The sequence below is a fragment of the Ruegeria marisflavi genome (genome assembly GCF_025673445.1).
GTDB classification, from domain to species: domain Bacteria; phylum Pseudomonadota; class Alphaproteobacteria; order Rhodobacterales; family Rhodobacteraceae; genus Ruegeria_B; species Ruegeria_B marisflavi.
Genome location: NZ_JAOVQN010000005.1, coordinates 115647 through 131084, shown reverse-complemented (window position 1 = coordinate 131084; position 15438 = coordinate 115647). Strand labels below are relative to the sequence as shown.

17 protein-coding genes are annotated in these 15438 nt (G+C 59.7%); 8 read left to right on the top strand and 9 right to left on the bottom strand.

What is annotated here, in order from left to right; genetic code table 11:
* Positions 1 to 63 precede the first annotated feature (63 nt).
* From ligA to OEZ49_RS07250, 3 genes are all read left to right on the top strand, one after another.
* On the top strand, positions 64 to 2283 hold the full coding sequence (ligA, locus tag OEZ49_RS07260; protein WP_263387731.1) for an NAD-dependent DNA ligase LigA: 2220 nt from the start codon (positions 64 to 66) through the stop codon (positions 2281 to 2283).
* Positions 2280 to 4370, top strand: coding sequence for an ATP-dependent DNA helicase RecG (recG, locus tag OEZ49_RS07255; protein WP_263387679.1), 2091 nt, complete (start codon positions 2280 to 2282; stop codon positions 4368 to 4370). The genes ligA and recG overlap by 4 nt, the downstream gene beginning before the upstream one ends.
* A gap of 112 nt (positions 4371 to 4482) precedes the next feature.
* Entirely contained in the window at positions 4483 to 4605 is a 123-nt protein-coding gene (locus tag OEZ49_RS07250) for a hypothetical protein (RefSeq protein ID WP_255455737.1), read from the top strand.
* Positions 4606 to 4866: 261 nt separating this feature from the next.
* On the opposite strand, the gene OEZ49_RS07245 is transcribed toward OEZ49_RS07250, so the two are convergent.
* The gene (locus OEZ49_RS07245) at positions 4867 to 5319 is read right to left on the bottom strand and encodes an iron-sulfur cluster assembly scaffold protein (RefSeq protein WP_263387678.1); all 453 of its coding nucleotides are present in this window, start codon (positions 5317 to 5319) and stop codon (positions 4867 to 4869) included.
* 67 nt (positions 5320 to 5386) lie between these two features.
* Here OEZ49_RS07245 and hisI point away from each other — a divergent pair, with 67 nt between their 5' ends.
* Entirely contained in the window at positions 5387 to 5746 is a 360-nt protein-coding gene (hisI, locus tag OEZ49_RS07240) for a phosphoribosyl-AMP cyclohydrolase (protein ID WP_263387677.1), read from the top strand.
* A gap of 2 nt (positions 5747 to 5748) precedes the next feature.
* Here the strand turns inward: hisI and gluQRS are convergent, their stop codons facing one another.
* The 4 genes from gluQRS to OEZ49_RS07220 all read right to left on the bottom strand — a co-directional run bounded on the left by gluQRS (position 5749) and on the right by OEZ49_RS07220 (position 9660).
* The gene (gluQRS, locus tag OEZ49_RS07235) at positions 5749 to 6591 is read right to left on the bottom strand and encodes a tRNA glutamyl-Q(34) synthetase GluQRS (protein WP_263387676.1); all 843 of its coding nucleotides are present in this window, start codon (positions 6589 to 6591) and stop codon (positions 5749 to 5751) included.
* Complete coding sequence (locus OEZ49_RS07230) at positions 6588 to 7202, bottom strand: class I SAM-dependent DNA methyltransferase (protein ID WP_263387675.1); 615 nt, start codon at positions 7200 to 7202, stop codon at positions 6588 to 6590. The genes gluQRS and OEZ49_RS07230 overlap by 4 nt, the downstream gene beginning before the upstream one ends.
* A 36-nt stretch (positions 7203 to 7238) precedes the next feature.
* Positions 7239 to 8579 (bottom strand): methylenetetrahydrofolate--tRNA-(uracil(54)-C(5))-methyltransferase (FADH(2)-oxidizing) TrmFO, encoded by a 1341-nt coding sequence (gene trmFO / locus OEZ49_RS07225; RefSeq protein WP_263387674.1) that lies wholly within the window; start codon positions 8577 to 8579, stop codon positions 7239 to 7241.
* A gap of 295 nt (positions 8580 to 8874) precedes the next feature.
* Positions 8875 to 9660, bottom strand: a complete 786-nt coding sequence (locus OEZ49_RS07220) for an enoyl-CoA hydratase (RefSeq protein ID WP_263387673.1) — start codon at positions 9658 to 9660, stop codon at positions 8875 to 8877.
* A 58-nt stretch (positions 9661 to 9718) separates the two neighbouring features.
* Between OEZ49_RS07220 and OEZ49_RS07215 the strand changes: the two genes are divergently transcribed.
* Complete coding sequence (locus OEZ49_RS07215; protein ID WP_263387672.1) at positions 9719 to 10159, top strand: PaaI family thioesterase; 441 nt, start codon at positions 9719 to 9721, stop codon at positions 10157 to 10159.
* Positions 10160 to 10225: 66 nt separating this feature from the next.
* Here OEZ49_RS07215 and OEZ49_RS07210 read toward each other — a convergent pair whose 3' ends face one another.
* Complete coding sequence (locus tag OEZ49_RS07210) at positions 10226 to 10453, bottom strand: DUF1127 domain-containing protein (protein WP_164126770.1); 228 nt, start codon at positions 10451 to 10453, stop codon at positions 10226 to 10228.
* Between the two features lie 99 nt (positions 10454 to 10552).
* Here OEZ49_RS07210 and OEZ49_RS07205 point away from each other — a divergent pair, with 99 nt between their 5' ends.
* The 3 genes from OEZ49_RS07205 (at position 10553) to rpsI (ending at position 13067) form a co-directional block, all read left to right on the top strand.
* Positions 10553 to 11956, top strand: coding sequence for an aminotransferase-like domain-containing protein (locus tag OEZ49_RS07205; RefSeq protein ID WP_263387671.1), 1404 nt, complete (start codon positions 10553 to 10555; stop codon positions 11954 to 11956).
* A 164-nt stretch (positions 11957 to 12120) separates the two neighbouring features.
* Positions 12121 to 12579, top strand: a complete 459-nt coding sequence (gene rplM, locus OEZ49_RS07200; protein ID WP_263387670.1) for a 50S ribosomal protein L13 — start codon at positions 12121 to 12123, stop codon at positions 12577 to 12579.
* Between the two features lie 5 nt (positions 12580 to 12584).
* On the top strand, positions 12585 to 13067 hold the full coding sequence (gene rpsI / locus OEZ49_RS07195) for a 30S ribosomal protein S9 (RefSeq protein ID WP_263387669.1): 483 nt from the start codon (positions 12585 to 12587) through the stop codon (positions 13065 to 13067).
* 75 nt (positions 13068 to 13142) lie between these two features.
* On the opposite strand, the gene OEZ49_RS07190 is transcribed toward rpsI, so the two are convergent.
* The 3 genes from OEZ49_RS07190 to ppk2 all read right to left on the bottom strand — a co-directional run bounded on the left by OEZ49_RS07190 (position 13143) and on the right by ppk2 (position 15429).
* A complete protein-coding gene (locus OEZ49_RS07190) occupies positions 13143 to 13889 on the bottom strand; it encodes an FkbM family methyltransferase (protein ID WP_263387668.1) in 747 nt (248 codons plus the stop codon).
* A 66-nt stretch (positions 13890 to 13955) separates the two neighbouring features.
* Entirely contained in the window at positions 13956 to 14567 is a 612-nt protein-coding gene (locus tag OEZ49_RS07185; protein ID WP_263387667.1) for a TetR/AcrR family transcriptional regulator, read from the bottom strand.
* The gene (gene ppk2 / locus OEZ49_RS07180; protein ID WP_263387666.1) at positions 14560 to 15429 is read right to left on the bottom strand and encodes a polyphosphate kinase 2; all 870 of its coding nucleotides are present in this window, start codon (positions 15427 to 15429) and stop codon (positions 14560 to 14562) included. Before ppk2 ends, OEZ49_RS07185 begins: the two co-directional genes overlap by 8 nt.
* Positions 15430 to 15438 lie beyond the last annotated feature (9 nt).

The following is a 15438-nucleotide window of genomic DNA, read 5'->3' as shown; positions in this document are numbered from 1 at the left end:
CACTGGTTGTAACGACTAAGGTCACAGGGCGAGGCCATGACAGCAGACCAGCCGATCCAGGACATGAGCGAAGAAGAGGCTGCGAAAGAGCTTTCGCGTCTGGCGGAAATTCTGACGCGCGCGAACCTAGCGTACCACTCGAAGGACGCACCAGAGATATCCGACGCAGAATACGATTCGCTCAAGCGGCGGAACGCCGCCATCGAAGACTGGTTTCCACACCTTAAACGCAGTGACAGCCCGACTGATCTGGTCGGTGGGAAGCCCAGCGAGAAATTTGCCAAAGTCGCGCATGCGGTTCGCATGATGTCGCTTGGAAATGCTTTCGAAGACGAAGATGTCTACGATTTTGATCGGTCTGTAAAAAAATACCTAGGCTTAGATGACAGAGCGTCGCTTGCCTATACTGCCGAACCGAAGATCGACGGTCTGTCTCTCTCGCTGCGCTATGAAAACGGCGAACTCGTTCAGGCGGCGACCAGAGGGGACGGTGAGACGGGGGAAAACGTTACAGCCAATGCACTGACGATTGCCGATGTTCCGACCCATTTGAACGGTGCGCCCACCATTCTTGAAGTGCGGGGTGAGGTCTATATGAGCCACGCGGACTTCAGCGCGCTCAACGAACGTCAGGCACAAGAGGGTGGAAAACTCTTTGCTAATCCGCGAAATGCCGCAGCCGGATCGCTGCGGCAACTGGATGCCAGGATCACTCGTGATCGCCCCTTGAAGTTCTTCGCTTACTCGTGGGGCGAAGTTTCCGAACCGCTCGCCACCACGCAAATGGCGTCCATCGAGAAGCTGAGGCAGCTTGGCTTTCGGACAAACCCGCTGACGAGGCTTTGCAATGACCTCGGTGAGCTGCTTGCGCACTATCGCGACATTGAAACACAGCGGGCGACTCTGGGCTATGACATTGACGGAGTGGTCTACAAAGTTGATGACGTCAGTTTGCAGGCGCGTCTTGGGTTTCGCTCGAACACGCCGCGTTGGGCCATCGCGCATAAGTTTCCGGCTGAACTGGCCTGGACACGGCTCGAGGCGATCGACATCCAGGTCGGCAGAACCGGCGCTTTGAGCCCAGTCGCGCGGCTGACGCCGGTGACGGTGGGTGGCGTTGTCGTGTCGAACGCCACATTGCATAACGAGGATTACATCGCCGGCCGGGATTCGCGCGGACAGACAATCCGGGATGGCAAGGACATCCGCATTGGTGACTGGGTCCAGGTCTATCGGGCCGGCGACGTGATTCCGAAAATCGCCGATGTCGATCTGTCCAAAAGGCCCGAAGTGGCAGTTCCCTATAGCTTTCCCTCGATTTGCCCTGACTGCGGCAGTCCCGCTGTTCGCGAAGATGGCGATGCTGTCCGGCGCTGTACTGGTGGTGTCATCTGTCCGGCCCAGGCCGTTGAGAAACTGAAACACTTTGTCAGCCGGTCCGCTTTTGACATTGAGGGGTTGGGGGCCAAGCAGGTCGAACAGTTTTACACTGATGGCTGGATCAAGGAACCCTCGGACATATTTGAACTGAGCGCACGTTATGGCGAGGGTTTGCAGCAACTCAAAAACCGTGAGGGCTGGGGTGAGAAATCCGCGTCCAATCTGTTCGAGGCTATCGAGGAGAAACGGACAATACCACTGACTCGTCTGATCTTTGCCTTAGGGATCCGGCATGTTGGTGAGGTTGGGGCCAAAGACTTGGCGCAGCACTATATGAGCTGGCCAGCCATGGCGGCCGCGATGGATATAGCGCGGCCCGCTGCATTGGCGCACCGTGCAGCCGATGCAGCAGAAGAATGCGAACGTGCCGACGCCGCTGAAGAAGGGCGACGCGCCCGTATTGCCGAGACGCGCGCAAGTGCCATCCAGGCATGCAACGTATCAGGGGAGGCTGCGGCGGCATGGGCGGACCTGACCGGGGTCGACGGAATCGGGTCGGCCCTTGGCCTTTCGCTGTCAGACGCGTTTTCCAACGATGAGGAACGGAAGGCGTTTGATCGCCTGACAGAGAAGCTGACGATTGTTCCGCCCGATGCACCCATTTCCGACAGCCCTGTTGCAGGAAAGACGGTTGTTTTCACCGGCACTTTGGAGCGTATGACCCGGGCAGAGGCCAAGGCGCGTGCCGAGGCGTTGGGAGCCAAGGTCGCGGGATCGGTCAGTGCGAAAACAGATATCCTGGTTGCGGGGCCGGGGGCCGGTTCCAAGGCCAAGAAAGCCGCTGATCTGGGAATCGAGACGCTGGATGAGGATGGCTGGCTGCGCCTGATCGGGGACCTATGACCGGACGGCCGGAACAGCTGTTCCCGCTCTTTGCGGGACTGGAAACGCTGGAAGGCGTGGGGCCCAAGACGGCGCAGCTTTATTCGCATCTGGATGTCGAAACGCCGCGCGATCTGCTGTTTCTTTTGCCCTATGCAGTGGTGGACCGACGCCGCCGGACAACGATTGCCGGGGCCGAACTGCCTGCGACGTTGACGGTTGAAATCACGGTCGGTGTGCATCGCCCGCCGCGCGGACGTGGCGGGGCCTACCGGATATTTGTTGAGGATGCGCAAACGGATTTCCAACTGGTCTTTTTCCATGCGCGGGGGGAGTACCTGAAAAAGGTGCTGCCAGAGGGTGCCCGGCGCGTCGTCTCTGGCAAGGTCGAATTGTTCGATGGTATGGCCAACATGGTGCATCCCGACCATATCCTGCCGGTGTCCGAAGCAGACGAGATACCCGAATTCGAGCCGGTCTATCCGCTAACGCAAGGAGTGACACAAAAGACGGCCTACAAGGCGGCCCAGAGCACTTTGGCGCGCTTACCGGATTTACCGGAATGGATAGATCCCGCGCTGGCGAGCCGCGAAAACTGGACGGATTGGCAAACCGCAATCCGCGCAGCGCACGCGCCGCACGGGTTGGAAGATGTCGCGCCGACCGCTCCGGCGCGCGTCCGTCTGGCCTATGATGAGCTCCTTGCGCATCAACTGACGTTGGCGCTTGCCCGCCGCCGGGAACGCAAGGCACGCGGTATTTCCAGCGTTGGTACCGGCAAGTTGCAGTCCAAGGTGCTGGGCAGCCTGCCGTATCGGCCCACCGACGCCCAGGCCCGCGCGATCGAGGAAATCGCCGCCGACATGGCGGGGCCTGAGAGAATGAACCGGCTGTTGCAGGGCGATGTCGGGTCGGGAAAGACGCTGGTCGCATTCATGGCCTTGCTGGTCGCGGTCGAGGCAGGCGGGCAGGGGGTAATGATGGCGCCAACCGAAATTCTGGCGCGCCAGCATCTTGAGGGGTTGCAGCCTCTGGCCGAAGAAGCCGGTGTGGTGCTTGAGCTGTTGACAGGGCGCGACAAAGGGAGTGAACGCCAGGCGAAACTGGACGCGCTCAGGCGCGGCGATATTCAGATCCTGGTCGGGACCCACGCGGTGTTCCAGTCGGATGTAGAGTTCAAAGAACTGCGTCTGGCTATCGTCGACGAACAGCATCGCTTCGGTGTGCGCCAGCGCATGGAACTGGCAGAAAAAGGGGTGGGCGCGGACGTTCTGGTGATGACCGCTACTCCGATCCCGCGCAGCCTGGCGCTTGCCCAATATGGCGATATGGATGTGTCGGTGCTGGATGAAAAGCCGCCCGGCCGGAAACCGATTCGGACAGCCATTGTCAGCACCGACAGGCTGGACGAGGTGATCGACCATCTAAGAAAAGCGATTTCCGAGGGGCGGCAGTGTTACTGGGTGTGCCCGCTGGTCGACGAATCCGAGGTAAGCGACCTGATCGCAGCCGAAGAACGTTTCAAGCGCTTGCGTGCCGTTCTAGGTGAAGGGGGCGTGGGACTGGTCCACGGACAAATGCCGCCAGCGGACAAGGACGCGGCCATGTCCGATTTCCAATCCGGCAAGACCAAGGTTCTGGTCGCCACGACGGTGATCGAGGTGGGGGTGAACGTTCCCAATGCCACGATCATGGTGATCGAACGCGCCGAGATTTTTGGACTGGCACAATTGCATCAGTTGCGCGGCCGGGTTGGGCGGGGTGATGCGGATTCCACTTGTCTTTTGTTGTATCAGGCGCCGCTGACCGAAGGCGGGCGGCGCAGGCTGGAGGTCTTGCGCGAGACAGAGGATGGGTTTCGTATCGCGGAAACCGATTTGCAGATGCGGGGCGCGGGGGACCTTATCGGCACGGCCCAATCGGGACTGCCCAAGTTCCGGATTGCTGATCTTGAACGGCAATCCGCCTTGATGGCGCTTGCCCAGTCAGACGCGCGGGCGCTGCTTGCCGCTGATCCCGATCTGGCTGGCGCGCGCGGCAAGGCCGCGCGACTGCTGTTGTGGCTGATGAAGCAGGATCAGGCAATCCGTTTGATTTCAGTTGGATAGAAGCAAATTCCAAAAAAGTTCACAAATGTTCTCATAAAGTTCTTGATCGACTCGCGAAGAAATGAGAACAAAGGGTCAACAAATGATTAACTGATGGCGAGGAGGAAAGCCAATGGTGACCCAGATCAAGAACGTTCTGTCCCGTTCTCAGGGCACGTTGTTGCAGGATGCAATTGGTGCTGCCTCGCTGATGGTCATGCTGATGGTCGCACTCCACCTGCCCGGAGTTCTTTAACCGTTTCTGCCTGCGATCTCGTTCCGGCGCGGTACGCATCCTGTCCCATTCGATGCAAGGGTGACCTGCCTATCCCGATACCCTTCCTTGGGCCCCGCCTCGGCCCATGGCGAACCGACACCGGACCCCGTACGAGAGACGCATTACCTGCCGCCGCCCTTCCTGATCGAAGGTGCGGCGGTTTTTTCAGGCAAGATATCGTGCCTGGAGGCATCAGGAGGCGGGAAACGATCTGCCAAGGATACGGTGGCCACAGCAGGCTCAGGCGCAGTTTGCCTGCTCTGCTTTTGCCATCGCTTCTGCCGTCGCTTCGAGGGTCAGCAGGATAGACGCATGACGGTTCTTGTAGTCGCGCGCTGGCATCAAGACTTCGAGCCCATCAAAAGGCGCATCCGGCACAGGTCCGTTGTCCTTCAGCATCGTTTTGAGCTGATCCCGCCCGGTTTCGACCTGGGCCCGCGTTGCACCTATGATTGCGCCACCGACAACAGCCGCCGAAGCTTGCCCCAATGCACAGGCTTTGACATCCTGGCCAAATTCCGCGATCCGGCCATCCTTGAGTTTGACGTCAACGGTGACGGTCGATCCACAAAGCGGCGAACGTTTCTTGACCGTGGCGTCCGGATTATCGAGCCGGTCCAGATGCGGAATATCAGCGGCCAGCGCAAGGATGCGACCGGAATAAAGCTTGATAAGATCGGTTTCCGTGGACATGGCTTTCCCTCTAGGCCGGTTCCCAATACATAGTGGGCGAAATTCCGGATGCAAAAGGTTTTTGGCCATGTCCTTCGACGCTTCGACACTAAAGTATGATACCAATGGGCTGGTCCCCGCCATTGCGCAGGATGCGGCTACGGGTGAGGTTCTGATGATGGCCTGGATGAATCAGCAGGCGGTGGAACGGACGCTGGCCAGCGGCCGCGTCACCTATTGGTCCCGCTCCCGTCAGAGTTTCTGGATCAAGGGGGAAAGCTCGGGACATGTGCAGGAATTGGTGGACCTGCGCGTCGATTGCGACCGAGATTGCCTGCTGGTCACGGTGCGCCAGACCGGGCCGGCCTGCCACACCAACCGGCGCAGCTGTTTTTACACGGCGGTGCGGGACGGGGCCGAAGTGGAACTGATGCAGCCCGAGGTGTGAGTTCAGAGACCGACCATTCGGCGGATATCCTGTGGGGTCGCGCCTTCGCTCCGATACTTGGCGATGGCGCGCGCATCGTCGCGCTTGGCCAGACGTTTGCCTCGATCGTCGCGGATCAGGCCATGGTGATGGTAGACGGGTGTTGGCAAGCCTAGCAGCGACTGCAAAAGCACATGGATCCGGGTCGCCTCGTACAGGTCCTCGCCGCGGATGACATGGGTCACACCACTGGCGGCGTCGTCGACTACAACAGACAGGTGATAAGAGGCGGCCATGTTGCGGCGAGACAGGACGACATCGCCCACTGTTTGCGTCAGGCTGTCCGCCGACAGGTGCTGCTGCCCCGCGTGCCGGGGGCCAGTTTCGGTAAATTGAGCAGGCAATCCCATGGCGCAGGCACGGGCCATGTTTAGCCGACAGCACGTTTCGCCCGATTGGCGCAAGCCAAGATCACGGCAGGTGCCCGGATAGATCCGACCATCGGGACCGAATTCGGGCACTCCTTCTTGTGGCGCGTTCGCGGCAGCCTCTATGTCCCGGCGGCTGCACTGGCATTCAAAGGTAAGGTCCGCCGCGCGCAACCGGTCTAGCGCATCGCCATACTCCCTCAGGTGGTCGGTTTGCCGACGCGGGGGCGCGTCCCAGGTTACGCCCAGCCAGGCCAGATCGTCCATCAACTGTGCTTCCCAATGCGGCCGGGCCCGGGACTGATCGATGTCGTCGATCCTGAGGAGAAAACGCCCCCCCTCGGCCCGCGCGCGATCATGCGCAAATAGTACCGAGTAGGCATGGCCAAGATGCAGCGGTCCGGTCGGAGACGGTGCGAAACGTGTAATGAAAGTCACGTTTTTTCAACGATAAAGATGTCAGAGTTCAAGTTTATTCCGGGGAGATGCGGACCGGATTTGCGTATCAGCAGGCGCGCGGCGCCCATGTCCAGCCACTCGCTCAGGCGCGCCAGATAGGCGCGCTCGGCCAAGGCAATGTCGTTGAGCGAAAACCCCAGGATGCCTCCCTTTGGTAACGCACGCAGCAACAAGTCGATGGTTTCGGGCGGTGCGGCGCCCTGGCCGATGACTCCAATTGCCGTGATCGTGCGATATGTACCTTGCGGGATCGGCGGTGGTTCAGTGATCGCGAACCCTGTCAGATTGCGATAGATTCCTTTTGCCCCTGCAGCTTCTAACATTCCGGGTGTCGGGTCCATGCCGTCTATCACCTGAAATCCCGCCCGTTGCAGGGCCAGACCCGACAAGCCGGTGCCACAACCGAAGTCGAGAACCGGCATCTGGCCATCGGGGCGTTTCTCCCACAAGGCGCGCGCCAACCGATCGGGGGTCGCGTACCCGTTCTCGGTCAGTTCCTCGTCATAGCTGCCGGCCCATTTGTCGTAATGGGCCTGAGTGTCCTTTGGCGAGGATAGTGTGTAGGTCGATTTGAGGAACCGCAGGATCATGTCAGATGTTAGACACAGGCCGCGATTTCCGTCCAGTCAGGACTGAGCCAGCCAGTCGCTCCATGCCGCCTTGGCCCGGTCGGTATAGGCCTTGTAGCGGTCCTTGCGCCCCCTGCGGCCGCCTTTCAGCCCGTCGACCGGGCGAAACAGGCCAAAGTTCACGTTCATCGGTTGAAAGGTCTTGGCATCCGCGCCGCCAGTGATGTGATGGATCAGCGCGCCCATGGCGCTGTCCTGCGGAACTTCGGGCAGGCTGTGCCCCAGTATCCCGGCGGCGGCAAATCGTCCGGCCAGTAGCCCCATCGCAGCGCTTTCGACGTATCCCTCAACCCCGGTGATCTGACCGGCAAACCGAATATTGGGCCGGGATCTGAGCCGCATCTGTTCATCCAGGAGCGTTGGAGAGTTGATGAACGTGTTGCGATGGATACCGCCAAGACGCGCGAAACCGGCTTCTTCCAGGCCAGGTATCATTCGGAAAACAGAAGTTTGCGCGCCATACTTCATCTTGGTCTGAAAGCCCACGATGTTATAGAGCGTGCCCAGCGCATTGTCGCGGCGTAGCTGCACGACGGCATAGGGTTTCACCTCGGGCTGGTGAGGGTTTGTCAAGCCCACAGGCTTCATCGGGCCGTGGCGTAGGGTTTCGCGGCCGCGTTCGGCCATGACCTCGATCGGCAGGCATCCGTCGAAGTATGTGGCCGTTTCGCCTTCGTGAAACTCGGTCTTGTCCGCCGCCAATAGCGCGTCGATGAAGGCCTCGTACTGATCTCGGTTCATCGGGCAATTAATGTAGGCGGTTCTTTCTTCTTCCGTCTCGCCTTTGTCATACCGCGATTGCAGCCAGGCTCGGCTCATGTCGATGGTGTCGGCATATACGATGGGCGCGATCGCATCGAAGAAGGCCAGCGCATCCGATCCGGTCTGTTGCCGGATCGCCTCTCCCAGGGCCGGAGAGGTGAGCGGGCCGGTGGCAAAGATCCATTGGCCCTCCTGCGGCAGGTCCGTGACCTCTTCCTCGGTGACCGAGATTCGAGGGTGGCGGCGCAAACGATTGGTCACCGTCTCGGCAAAAGGGTCCCGGTCCACTGCCAGCGCGCCACCAGCTGGCAGGCGGTGGGTATCGGCCGATGCCATGATCAATCCACCTGCGGCGCGCATTTCCCAATGCAGAAGGCCCACGGCATTCTGTTCGTCATCGTCTGAGCGGAAAGAGTTCGAGCAGACCATCTCAGCCAGGTTGCCGGTTTGATGGGCAAATGTGCCGACCTTTGGTCGCATTTCGTGGATTACCACATCTACGCCCATTTCCGCCGCCTGCCAGGCCGCCTCGGACCCGGCCATGCCGCCGCCCACGATATGCAATCTGTCTGTCATGAGTGGCCACATAAGGCAGGGCGCAACGCGGCGCAACGGGGCATGCGGGGTCCGGGTGAAATAGAACAGCCAACCCTGCGCTTGCGGGTTGCCCGAAACTCCTTAATTTGGGGATTTTGGGGTCGCCGCTGCGGGAATGTCAGCGCCGGTGAGAGAGACCGGCAGGAGGGACCTTCCGCCCACGGCGACCCAAAAGTCAGCAAGGCTTGCGCCTTGCCCTACCTTTGCCATGTTGTTGCCTAATTTGAAAGGCTTTGTTTGGAAACAATCCTTAATGATTGATCACGTTTGTGATCTATTGGCTCCAATCAGGGTCGCGCTTCTCAATAAAGGCCGCGATGCCTTCTTTTGTATCGCGATAGAGCATGTTCTCGACCATCACGTCGCCAGTATAGGCATACGCCTGATCCAACGGCAGCATCTGCTGGCGATAGAAAGCTTCTTTGCCGATGCGTACCGCAGCGCCTAGCTTGCCCGCGACGGTTTCGGCCAGGGCTTGGGTTTCGGTGGCCAGATCGGTGCCAGGCACTACGCGGTTGACCAGTCCCAGTTCTGCGGCACGGGTGGCCTCGATGAATTGGCCGGTGGTCAGCATTTCAAAGGCCAGCTTGCGTGGGATATTGCGGCTGAGCGCCACCATAGGAGTTGAGCAGAACAGGCCGATGTTGACACCATTGACCCCGAACCGGGTGCCCTCTGCGGCAACGGCCATGTCGCAGGTGGCCACCAGCTGGCAGCCTGCAGCAGTGGCGATTCCATGAACCCGGGCGATCACCGGCTGGGGCAAAGACTGAACACTCATCATCATCCGGGCGCAACGGTCGAACAGGTCCTTGAAATAGGCCTTGCCGCCGTCCTCGGCCTGTCGTCCGGCGGTCATCTGTTTCAGATCGTGGCCCGCGCAAAATGCCTTGCCCGCACCCGACAGGATCACGGCCCGGATCGAACGGTCATCGCGCAGCGCGTCGAACTCTGCTTGAAGCGCGGCCAGCATCTCGTCGCTGAGCGCGTTCAGCCGCTCTGGCGCATTCATTTCGAGATGCGCCACCGCACCGGTGTCGTGACGTTCCAGAATTGCCATCTTGCCCTCCCTGCCAAAGTCGGGGCAACTCTAGGCTCAGAAGCCGGGGAGGGAAAGAATGGCGTTGGCATTGAACAAGGAGGAATTGTCGCAATACCTGGTCGAGGTCTTTCCCCAAGTGCGGGACGACTTCGCCATCGAGGCCTTGACCGAGGACAGCGTAATCATGCGCCTTCTGACGGCAGAACGGCACTTGCGACCCGGCGGGACCATCTCGGGGCCTTCGATGTTCGCACTGGCCGATGTGAGCGTCTATGCGATGGTACTTGCCCGGGTGGGCCGCCAGGCCCTTGCGGTGACCACCAACTGTTCGATGGATTTTATTCGCAAGCCTGACGGCGATGCCCAGATGATTGCAGAGTGCCGTCTTTTGAAACTGGGCAGGACACTTGCCGTGGGCGATGTGCTGATGTTTTCGGAAGGGTCAGGCAAGCCGGTGGCGCGGGCAACGCTGACCTATTCCATTCCGCCTGCTGGCAGTGCCGCGGCCTCGTTCTGATGAAAAAAAGGCCGGGGCGAACCCCGGCCAGTGAAGAGGTCCCAATGAAGGGACTGGGGATCTTGTTCAGCCCTGCCAGAATCGGCGGGCGGTTTCATGGCGCATCTGGCTGCGGGTAATGCCTACGTCCTGCAAGAGGCGGTCGTCCAGCTGCCCGAGGTTCAGGCGGGTTCGCCGGCGTTGTTCCCATTTGGTCACGGTCGCGGCAAAGCCCACGGCCAGTGCGGCGATCAGCGGCAGCCGGGGGCTGGCGTTCAGCAGCATGAGGGCGGAGGAGGGCATTGCGCGTGTCATGACGGAGTTCCTTTCGAATTGTATTGACACAATATGAATGTACTTGGTACACTATATTGGTACATTTAAGAATGTACGGAGATCAAAGGAAAGATTGTAATGGGTACAATTTGGCCGGACACTCTCCCTGCCGCCAAGGGGGCCAAGTACACCCTGGTTGCCGACGCCATCAGGAAAGCCATAGAAAACAAGTCCCTGGAGGTCGGAACGAAGCTGCCGCCGGTGCGGGAGCTTGCCTACAAATTGAGCATTACACCGGGAACGGTGGCACGTGCCTATTCCATCCTTACAGACGAGGGGCTTCTGTCGGCGGAAGTCGGGCGTGGTACATTCGTGGCGCCGCCGAAAAAACCGGTGCTGGACGATGTCTGGTCGCGGCAATTGTACAAGCTCGAAGAGCAGGACGACCAGCATGTCAGCCTGTTCAGCCCGCGCCTGCCGGATGTTGGACAGGTTTCGTTGATTCGCGAATGCCTGGCCAAGATCGCGCAGGGTGATCCCGCCATGTTTCTGAACTACCCGACGCGCGACGCTTATGTCGGGGTGCGCAAAGCGGTTGTCGAATGGCTATCGCCACTGCCGCTCGGGCAGCTGGGCGCAGACGATATCGTGTTGACCCATGGCGGACAGAATGGATTGTGCGTGGTTTTCCAAAGCATTCTGAGTGGCCCCAAACCGGTGGTCTTTGTTGAGGACCTGTCTTATGCCGGGTTTCGTCGCGCGGCAGAGCTGATGCGGGCCGAGGTGGTGGGCATCCGCATGGACAAGTGGGGTATCGACCCCATGTCGCTCGACCTGGCGGCACGTCAGGTTCCGGCGCAGGCGGTGTGTGTCTCACCCGAGGTTCAGAACCCGACTGGCAGCTTCTCGCCTCTGGAAAGGCGCAAGGAAGTGATCGAGGTTGCGCGCAAGCATGACCTTCAGATTATCGAGGATGACTGCTACAGGATCGGAGAACCACGGGCGCCAAGTTATCGCGCTCTGGCACCTGAGCGGGGCTGGCATGTATCGTCGATCTCGAAATCGCTGACCCCGGCGCTGCGTGTCGGCTTTGCCATCGCTCCGTTGGAGCAGGCCGCGCGGCTGCGTCGATCGGCCGAGTACGGGTATTTTGGTCTGGCACAGCCGCTGGCCGAACTGACCCGGTTGCTTTTGTCCGATCCCAGGGCGCGACAGTTGGCGCTCGACGTGCGCAGGCGCATGTCCGAATATGTCCGGGTTGCCGTCAATACGTTAGGCGCATTCGATCTGGTTTGGGATCCCGACGTTCCCTTTTTGTGGTTGCGGCTGCCATCGGGCTGGCGTTCGGCCGCCTTTACCCGGGCGGCAGAGCGTACCGGCGTACAGGTCCGGTCCGCTGACGAATTCGCGCTACGCGATGGGCGCGCACCCAATGCTGTGCGGATCGCGGTCAATGCCCATGTCTCGCTGGCGCGCTTCGAGGACGCGATGCAGCGCCTCAGAGGGTTGCTGGACAATCCTCCGGAGCAAATAAGTGTCTAAGTTTTTGGGGTATAATAATACCTATTTTTTAATCTATTGATAAGTATGGGAAAATACAGCGGACGCGTGCTTGACGAGGGTGTTGGCAGTCTCTAGAAACCGCCCATCAGATCAGGGCCGGTCGCTTGCGGCCGGTCTGTCACATCAAACAGGACCATCCTGCCATGAAAACCTTTTCTGCAACACCTGCAGACATCGACAAGAAGTGGATCCTGATCGACGCCGAGGGCGTTGTTCTGGGCCGTCTTGCGTCGATCGTTGCCATGCGCCTGCGTGGCAAGCACAAGCCGTCGTTCACCCCGCACATGGATATGGGCGACAACGTCATCGTCATCAATGCCGACAAAGTGCAGATGACCGGCAAGAAGCGCGAAGAGCACTTCTACTGGCACACCGGCCACCCGGGCGGCATCAAGTCGCGCACCAAGCAGCAGATCCTCGAGGGTGCCCACCCCGAGCGCGTGGTCTTCCAGGCCGTCAAGCGCATGCTGCCGGGCAACCGCCTATCGCGTCAGCAGATGACCAACCTGCGCATCTATGCCGGGACCGAGCACCCGCATGAAGCCCAGGCCCCCGAAGTTCTGGACGTCAAGTCCATGAACAAGAAAAACACCCGGAGCTGAAACCGATGGCTGATCAGATCAATACTCTCGAAGAGCTGGGCGCCGTCGCAGGCCTCGAAACCTTGGCCGCTGATGAACCGCGCGAACCCGTTCGTGACGAGCTGGGCCGTTCCTATGCCACCGGCAAGCGGAAGGACGCGGTCGCCCGCGTCTGGATCAAGCCGGGCTCGGGCAAGGTCATCGTCAACGGCAAGGATCAGGATGTGTACTTCGCACGCCCTGTGCTGCAACTGATCCTGCGCCAGCCGTTCCAGGTGGCCGGTGTCGAAGGCCAGTTCGACGTGATGGCAACCGTCAAGGGCGGTGGCCTGACCGGTCAGGCCGGCGCGGTCAAGCACGGCATCTCGAAGGCGCTGCAACTCTACGATCCCTCGCTGCGTGGCGCGCTGAAGGCCGCTGGCTTCCTGACCCGCGACAGCCGTGTGGTCGAGCGTAAGAAATACGGCAAGCGCAAAGCCCGCCGTTCGTTCCAGTTCTCGAAGCGCTAAGTTTCGGGCGAAGAACAAAGAAAAGGCCGCGCAGTGCGCGGCCTTATTCGTTTAGCTAGATGGGCGCGGACAGACTTACCCGTTGCCCTGCACATACCAGTCGTCAAATCGTGAAACGTCCTCCAGCACCCGGCGATACCCTTTGTCCGTCAGCAGGGCGTGGATATCCTCGCGCTGGGGGGCGTGATTGTGTTCCACTGTCATCACCCCAAAGGTCCAGCGGTCGAAGTCGAAGGCGTTCAGGATGTCGAACTCGCTGCCCTCGGTGTCGATCGAGATATAGTCGATATGCGCGGGGGCCTTGTGGGTTTCCAGCAGGTCGACCAGCGAGATCGTCTCGACCTTGTAATTCTGGCCCCGCAACCGGCGTGACGATTTGACGAAAGTCGAAATGCCCGAATTCTCTCCGCGCGGTGCCTCGGTGAAGGCCAGTGTCTCGCCTGTGGTGTGCCAGACACAGCGGGTTTCAATTGTACATTTCCGGTTGGCCTTGAGCGCATCGTGCCAGCCACGGGCCGGTTCGGCCAGGATCCCGGTCCAGCCGAAATGTGTTTCCATCAGATAGGTGTTGTTCAACTCGATGCCGTCGGTTGCGCCGAATTCGACGAAAAATCCACCGGTCTTGAACCCGCATTGCGTCAGGGCAAACAGATCCTGGCGAAGCTGCGATCTGGAATCCTTCAATAAATCAATGCAGCGGCTTCTGTCGTCCGGAGCGGTTGCCTTGAGGAACTCCAGATCGAACCATGACTTTTCACGCTGTTGCAGTTGCTTCAGGCGATCGCGGCGGACAAGTGTTGTGTTCGATATCAGGTGGCTCACGAGGACGTTACTCCAAAGTTACCGCTTCTGGGTACCTATCCCGTCAGGGTCACGCAAGAGACATTGTCAGTCTGGGTCGATCAGTCCCAATCCGCGAAGATAGATCCCGACCCCGGTTTCGAGCAGGTCCTCCGGTGGAAAAGGTGAAGCAGTTCCAGTGTTTCGAGCGTAAAGTTCAACCACCCCGTGACTCATGGCCCAGATATGAGCGGACACCATTGAAGCTGGCGGTCGACGGTCCAGCGGGATATGCTGACTAAGGTCGGCGGCGGCCTGTTCCAATACTGCCTTTGCCCGGTTTGCTGCGGCGGCTAGTTCCGGATCGCGGTTCAGCGATACGCCGCTTTCAAACATCGCGATGTAGTGGCCGGGATGCTTGCGCGCGAAAGCGAGATAAGCACGCCCTGTTGCCTCGAATGCGGCCAGGGCCGAGGGTTGCCCCTTGTCATAGGCGTATTGCATGAGGTCAGCGAACATTTCGAACCCCTGTCTTGCGGCCTCGGCAATGAGATCCTCGCGCCCGTCGAAATGACGATAGACGGCAGCCGGGGTCACGCCGGCCGTTTTCGCCGCCTCGGACAGGGTGAACCCGGTTGGTCCCTTTTCCCGGATGAGTTCCAGCGCCGCCTCGATCAGGGCCTGCCGCAGGTTGCCGTGATGGTATCCCTGTTTACGCATCCCAGATTTCCGGGCCTCCGCAGATCTTGGTGTCGGGTTTGCCTATCGCCTTGTCATCTTTGTCGTCATAGTCGATTGCCGATAAGACGGTCTGGATCGCCGACAAGCGTGCGCGTTTCTTGTCATCTGACCGGACGATCTTCCATGGTGAACGGTCCGAATGGCTGCGGGTCAGGGTCTCGCCGATGGCCGCCGTATAATCATCCCATTTGTCCAGCCCCTGCACATCCACGGGGCTAAGCTTCCACTGTTTCAGGGGATCCTTCTCGCGGGCCAGAAACCGGCGCAATTGTTCGGCGCGACCGACATTCAGCCAGAACTTGAAGAGATGTATCCCGTCTTCCATTATCGCATGTTCAAACGGCAGGGCCTGTCGGAAGAAGTATTCCCGCGCCTCTGGAGAGCACCAGCCAAACACATGTTCGACTACCCCCCGATTGTACCAGCTGCGGTCGAAAAAGACGATTTCCCCCGCAGACGGCAAGTGCTGGATGTACCTTTGGAAATACCACTGGGTTTGTTCGGTGTCTGTCGGCTTGGAGAGGGCTACAACCCGCGCGCCGCGGGGGTTCAGATTTCCGCGAAACCGCGAAATCGTGCCACCCTTGCCAGCGGCGTCTCTCCCTTCAAAGATAATCGCTATGCGGGCACCGGTTTCCTTGACCCAGGCCTGCAACTTGACCAGTTCGATTTGCAGAGCATGCATGGCCCGGTCATAGTCTTTCGAAGACATTTCTTCGTCATAAGGGTAGGTTTTGCTGAGAATGTCGTCCTTGCCTGCCTCACGGATGGTCTGACGGATGGTGTCGGGAGCGCGGTCTTTGTAATAGCGCGAGATTTCACCGATATATGTGTGAGTCATCCGCAGGCA

What these genes read in the sequence shown, in the direction of transcription:
- ligA (WP_263387731.1), top strand. Translation starts at nt 64, where the DNA reads ATGAGCGAAGAAGAGGCTGCGAAAGAGCTTTCGCGTCTGGCGGAAATT.
- recG (WP_263387679.1), top strand. Translation starts at nt 2,280, where the DNA reads ATGACCGGACGGCCGGAACAGCTGTTCCCGCTCTTTGCGGGACTGGAA.
- OEZ49_RS07250 (WP_255455737.1), top strand. Translation starts at nt 4,483, where the DNA reads ATGGTGACCCAGATCAAGAACGTTCTGTCCCGTTCTCAGGGCACGTTG.
- OEZ49_RS07245 (WP_263387678.1), bottom strand. Translation starts at nt 5,319, where the DNA reads ATGTCCACGGAAACCGATCTTATCAAGCTTTATTCCGGTCGCATCCTT.
- hisI (WP_263387677.1), top strand. Translation starts at nt 5,387, where the DNA reads ATGTCCTTCGACGCTTCGACACTAAAGTATGATACCAATGGGCTGGTC.
- OEZ49_RS07230 (WP_263387675.1), bottom strand. Translation starts at nt 7,202, where the DNA reads ATGATCCTGCGGTTCCTCAAATCGACCTACACACTATCCTCGCCAAAG.
- trmFO (WP_263387674.1), bottom strand. Translation starts at nt 8,579, where the DNA reads ATGACAGACAGATTGCATATCGTGGGCGGCGGCATGGCCGGGTCCGAG.
- OEZ49_RS07220 (WP_263387673.1), bottom strand. Translation starts at nt 9,660, where the DNA reads ATGGCAATTCTGGAACGTCACGACACCGGTGCGGTGGCGCATCTCGAA.
- OEZ49_RS07215 (WP_263387672.1), top strand. Translation starts at nt 9,719, where the DNA reads ATGGCGTTGGCATTGAACAAGGAGGAATTGTCGCAATACCTGGTCGAG.
- OEZ49_RS07210 (WP_164126770.1), bottom strand. Translation starts at nt 10,453, where the DNA reads ATGACACGCGCAATGCCCTCCTCCGCCCTCATGCTGCTGAACGCCAGC.
- OEZ49_RS07205 (WP_263387671.1), top strand. Translation starts at nt 10,553, where the DNA reads ATGGGTACAATTTGGCCGGACACTCTCCCTGCCGCCAAGGGGGCCAAG.
- rplM (WP_263387670.1), top strand. Translation starts at nt 12,121, where the DNA reads ATGAAAACCTTTTCTGCAACACCTGCAGACATCGACAAGAAGTGGATC.
- rpsI (WP_263387669.1), top strand. Translation starts at nt 12,585, where the DNA reads ATGGCTGATCAGATCAATACTCTCGAAGAGCTGGGCGCCGTCGCAGGC.
- OEZ49_RS07185 (WP_263387667.1), bottom strand. Translation starts at nt 14,567, where the DNA reads ATGCGTAAACAGGGATACCATCACGGCAACCTGCGGCAGGCCCTGATC.
- ppk2 (WP_263387666.1), bottom strand. Translation starts at nt 15,429, where the DNA reads ATGACTCACACATATATCGGTGAAATCTCGCGCTATTACAAAGACCGC.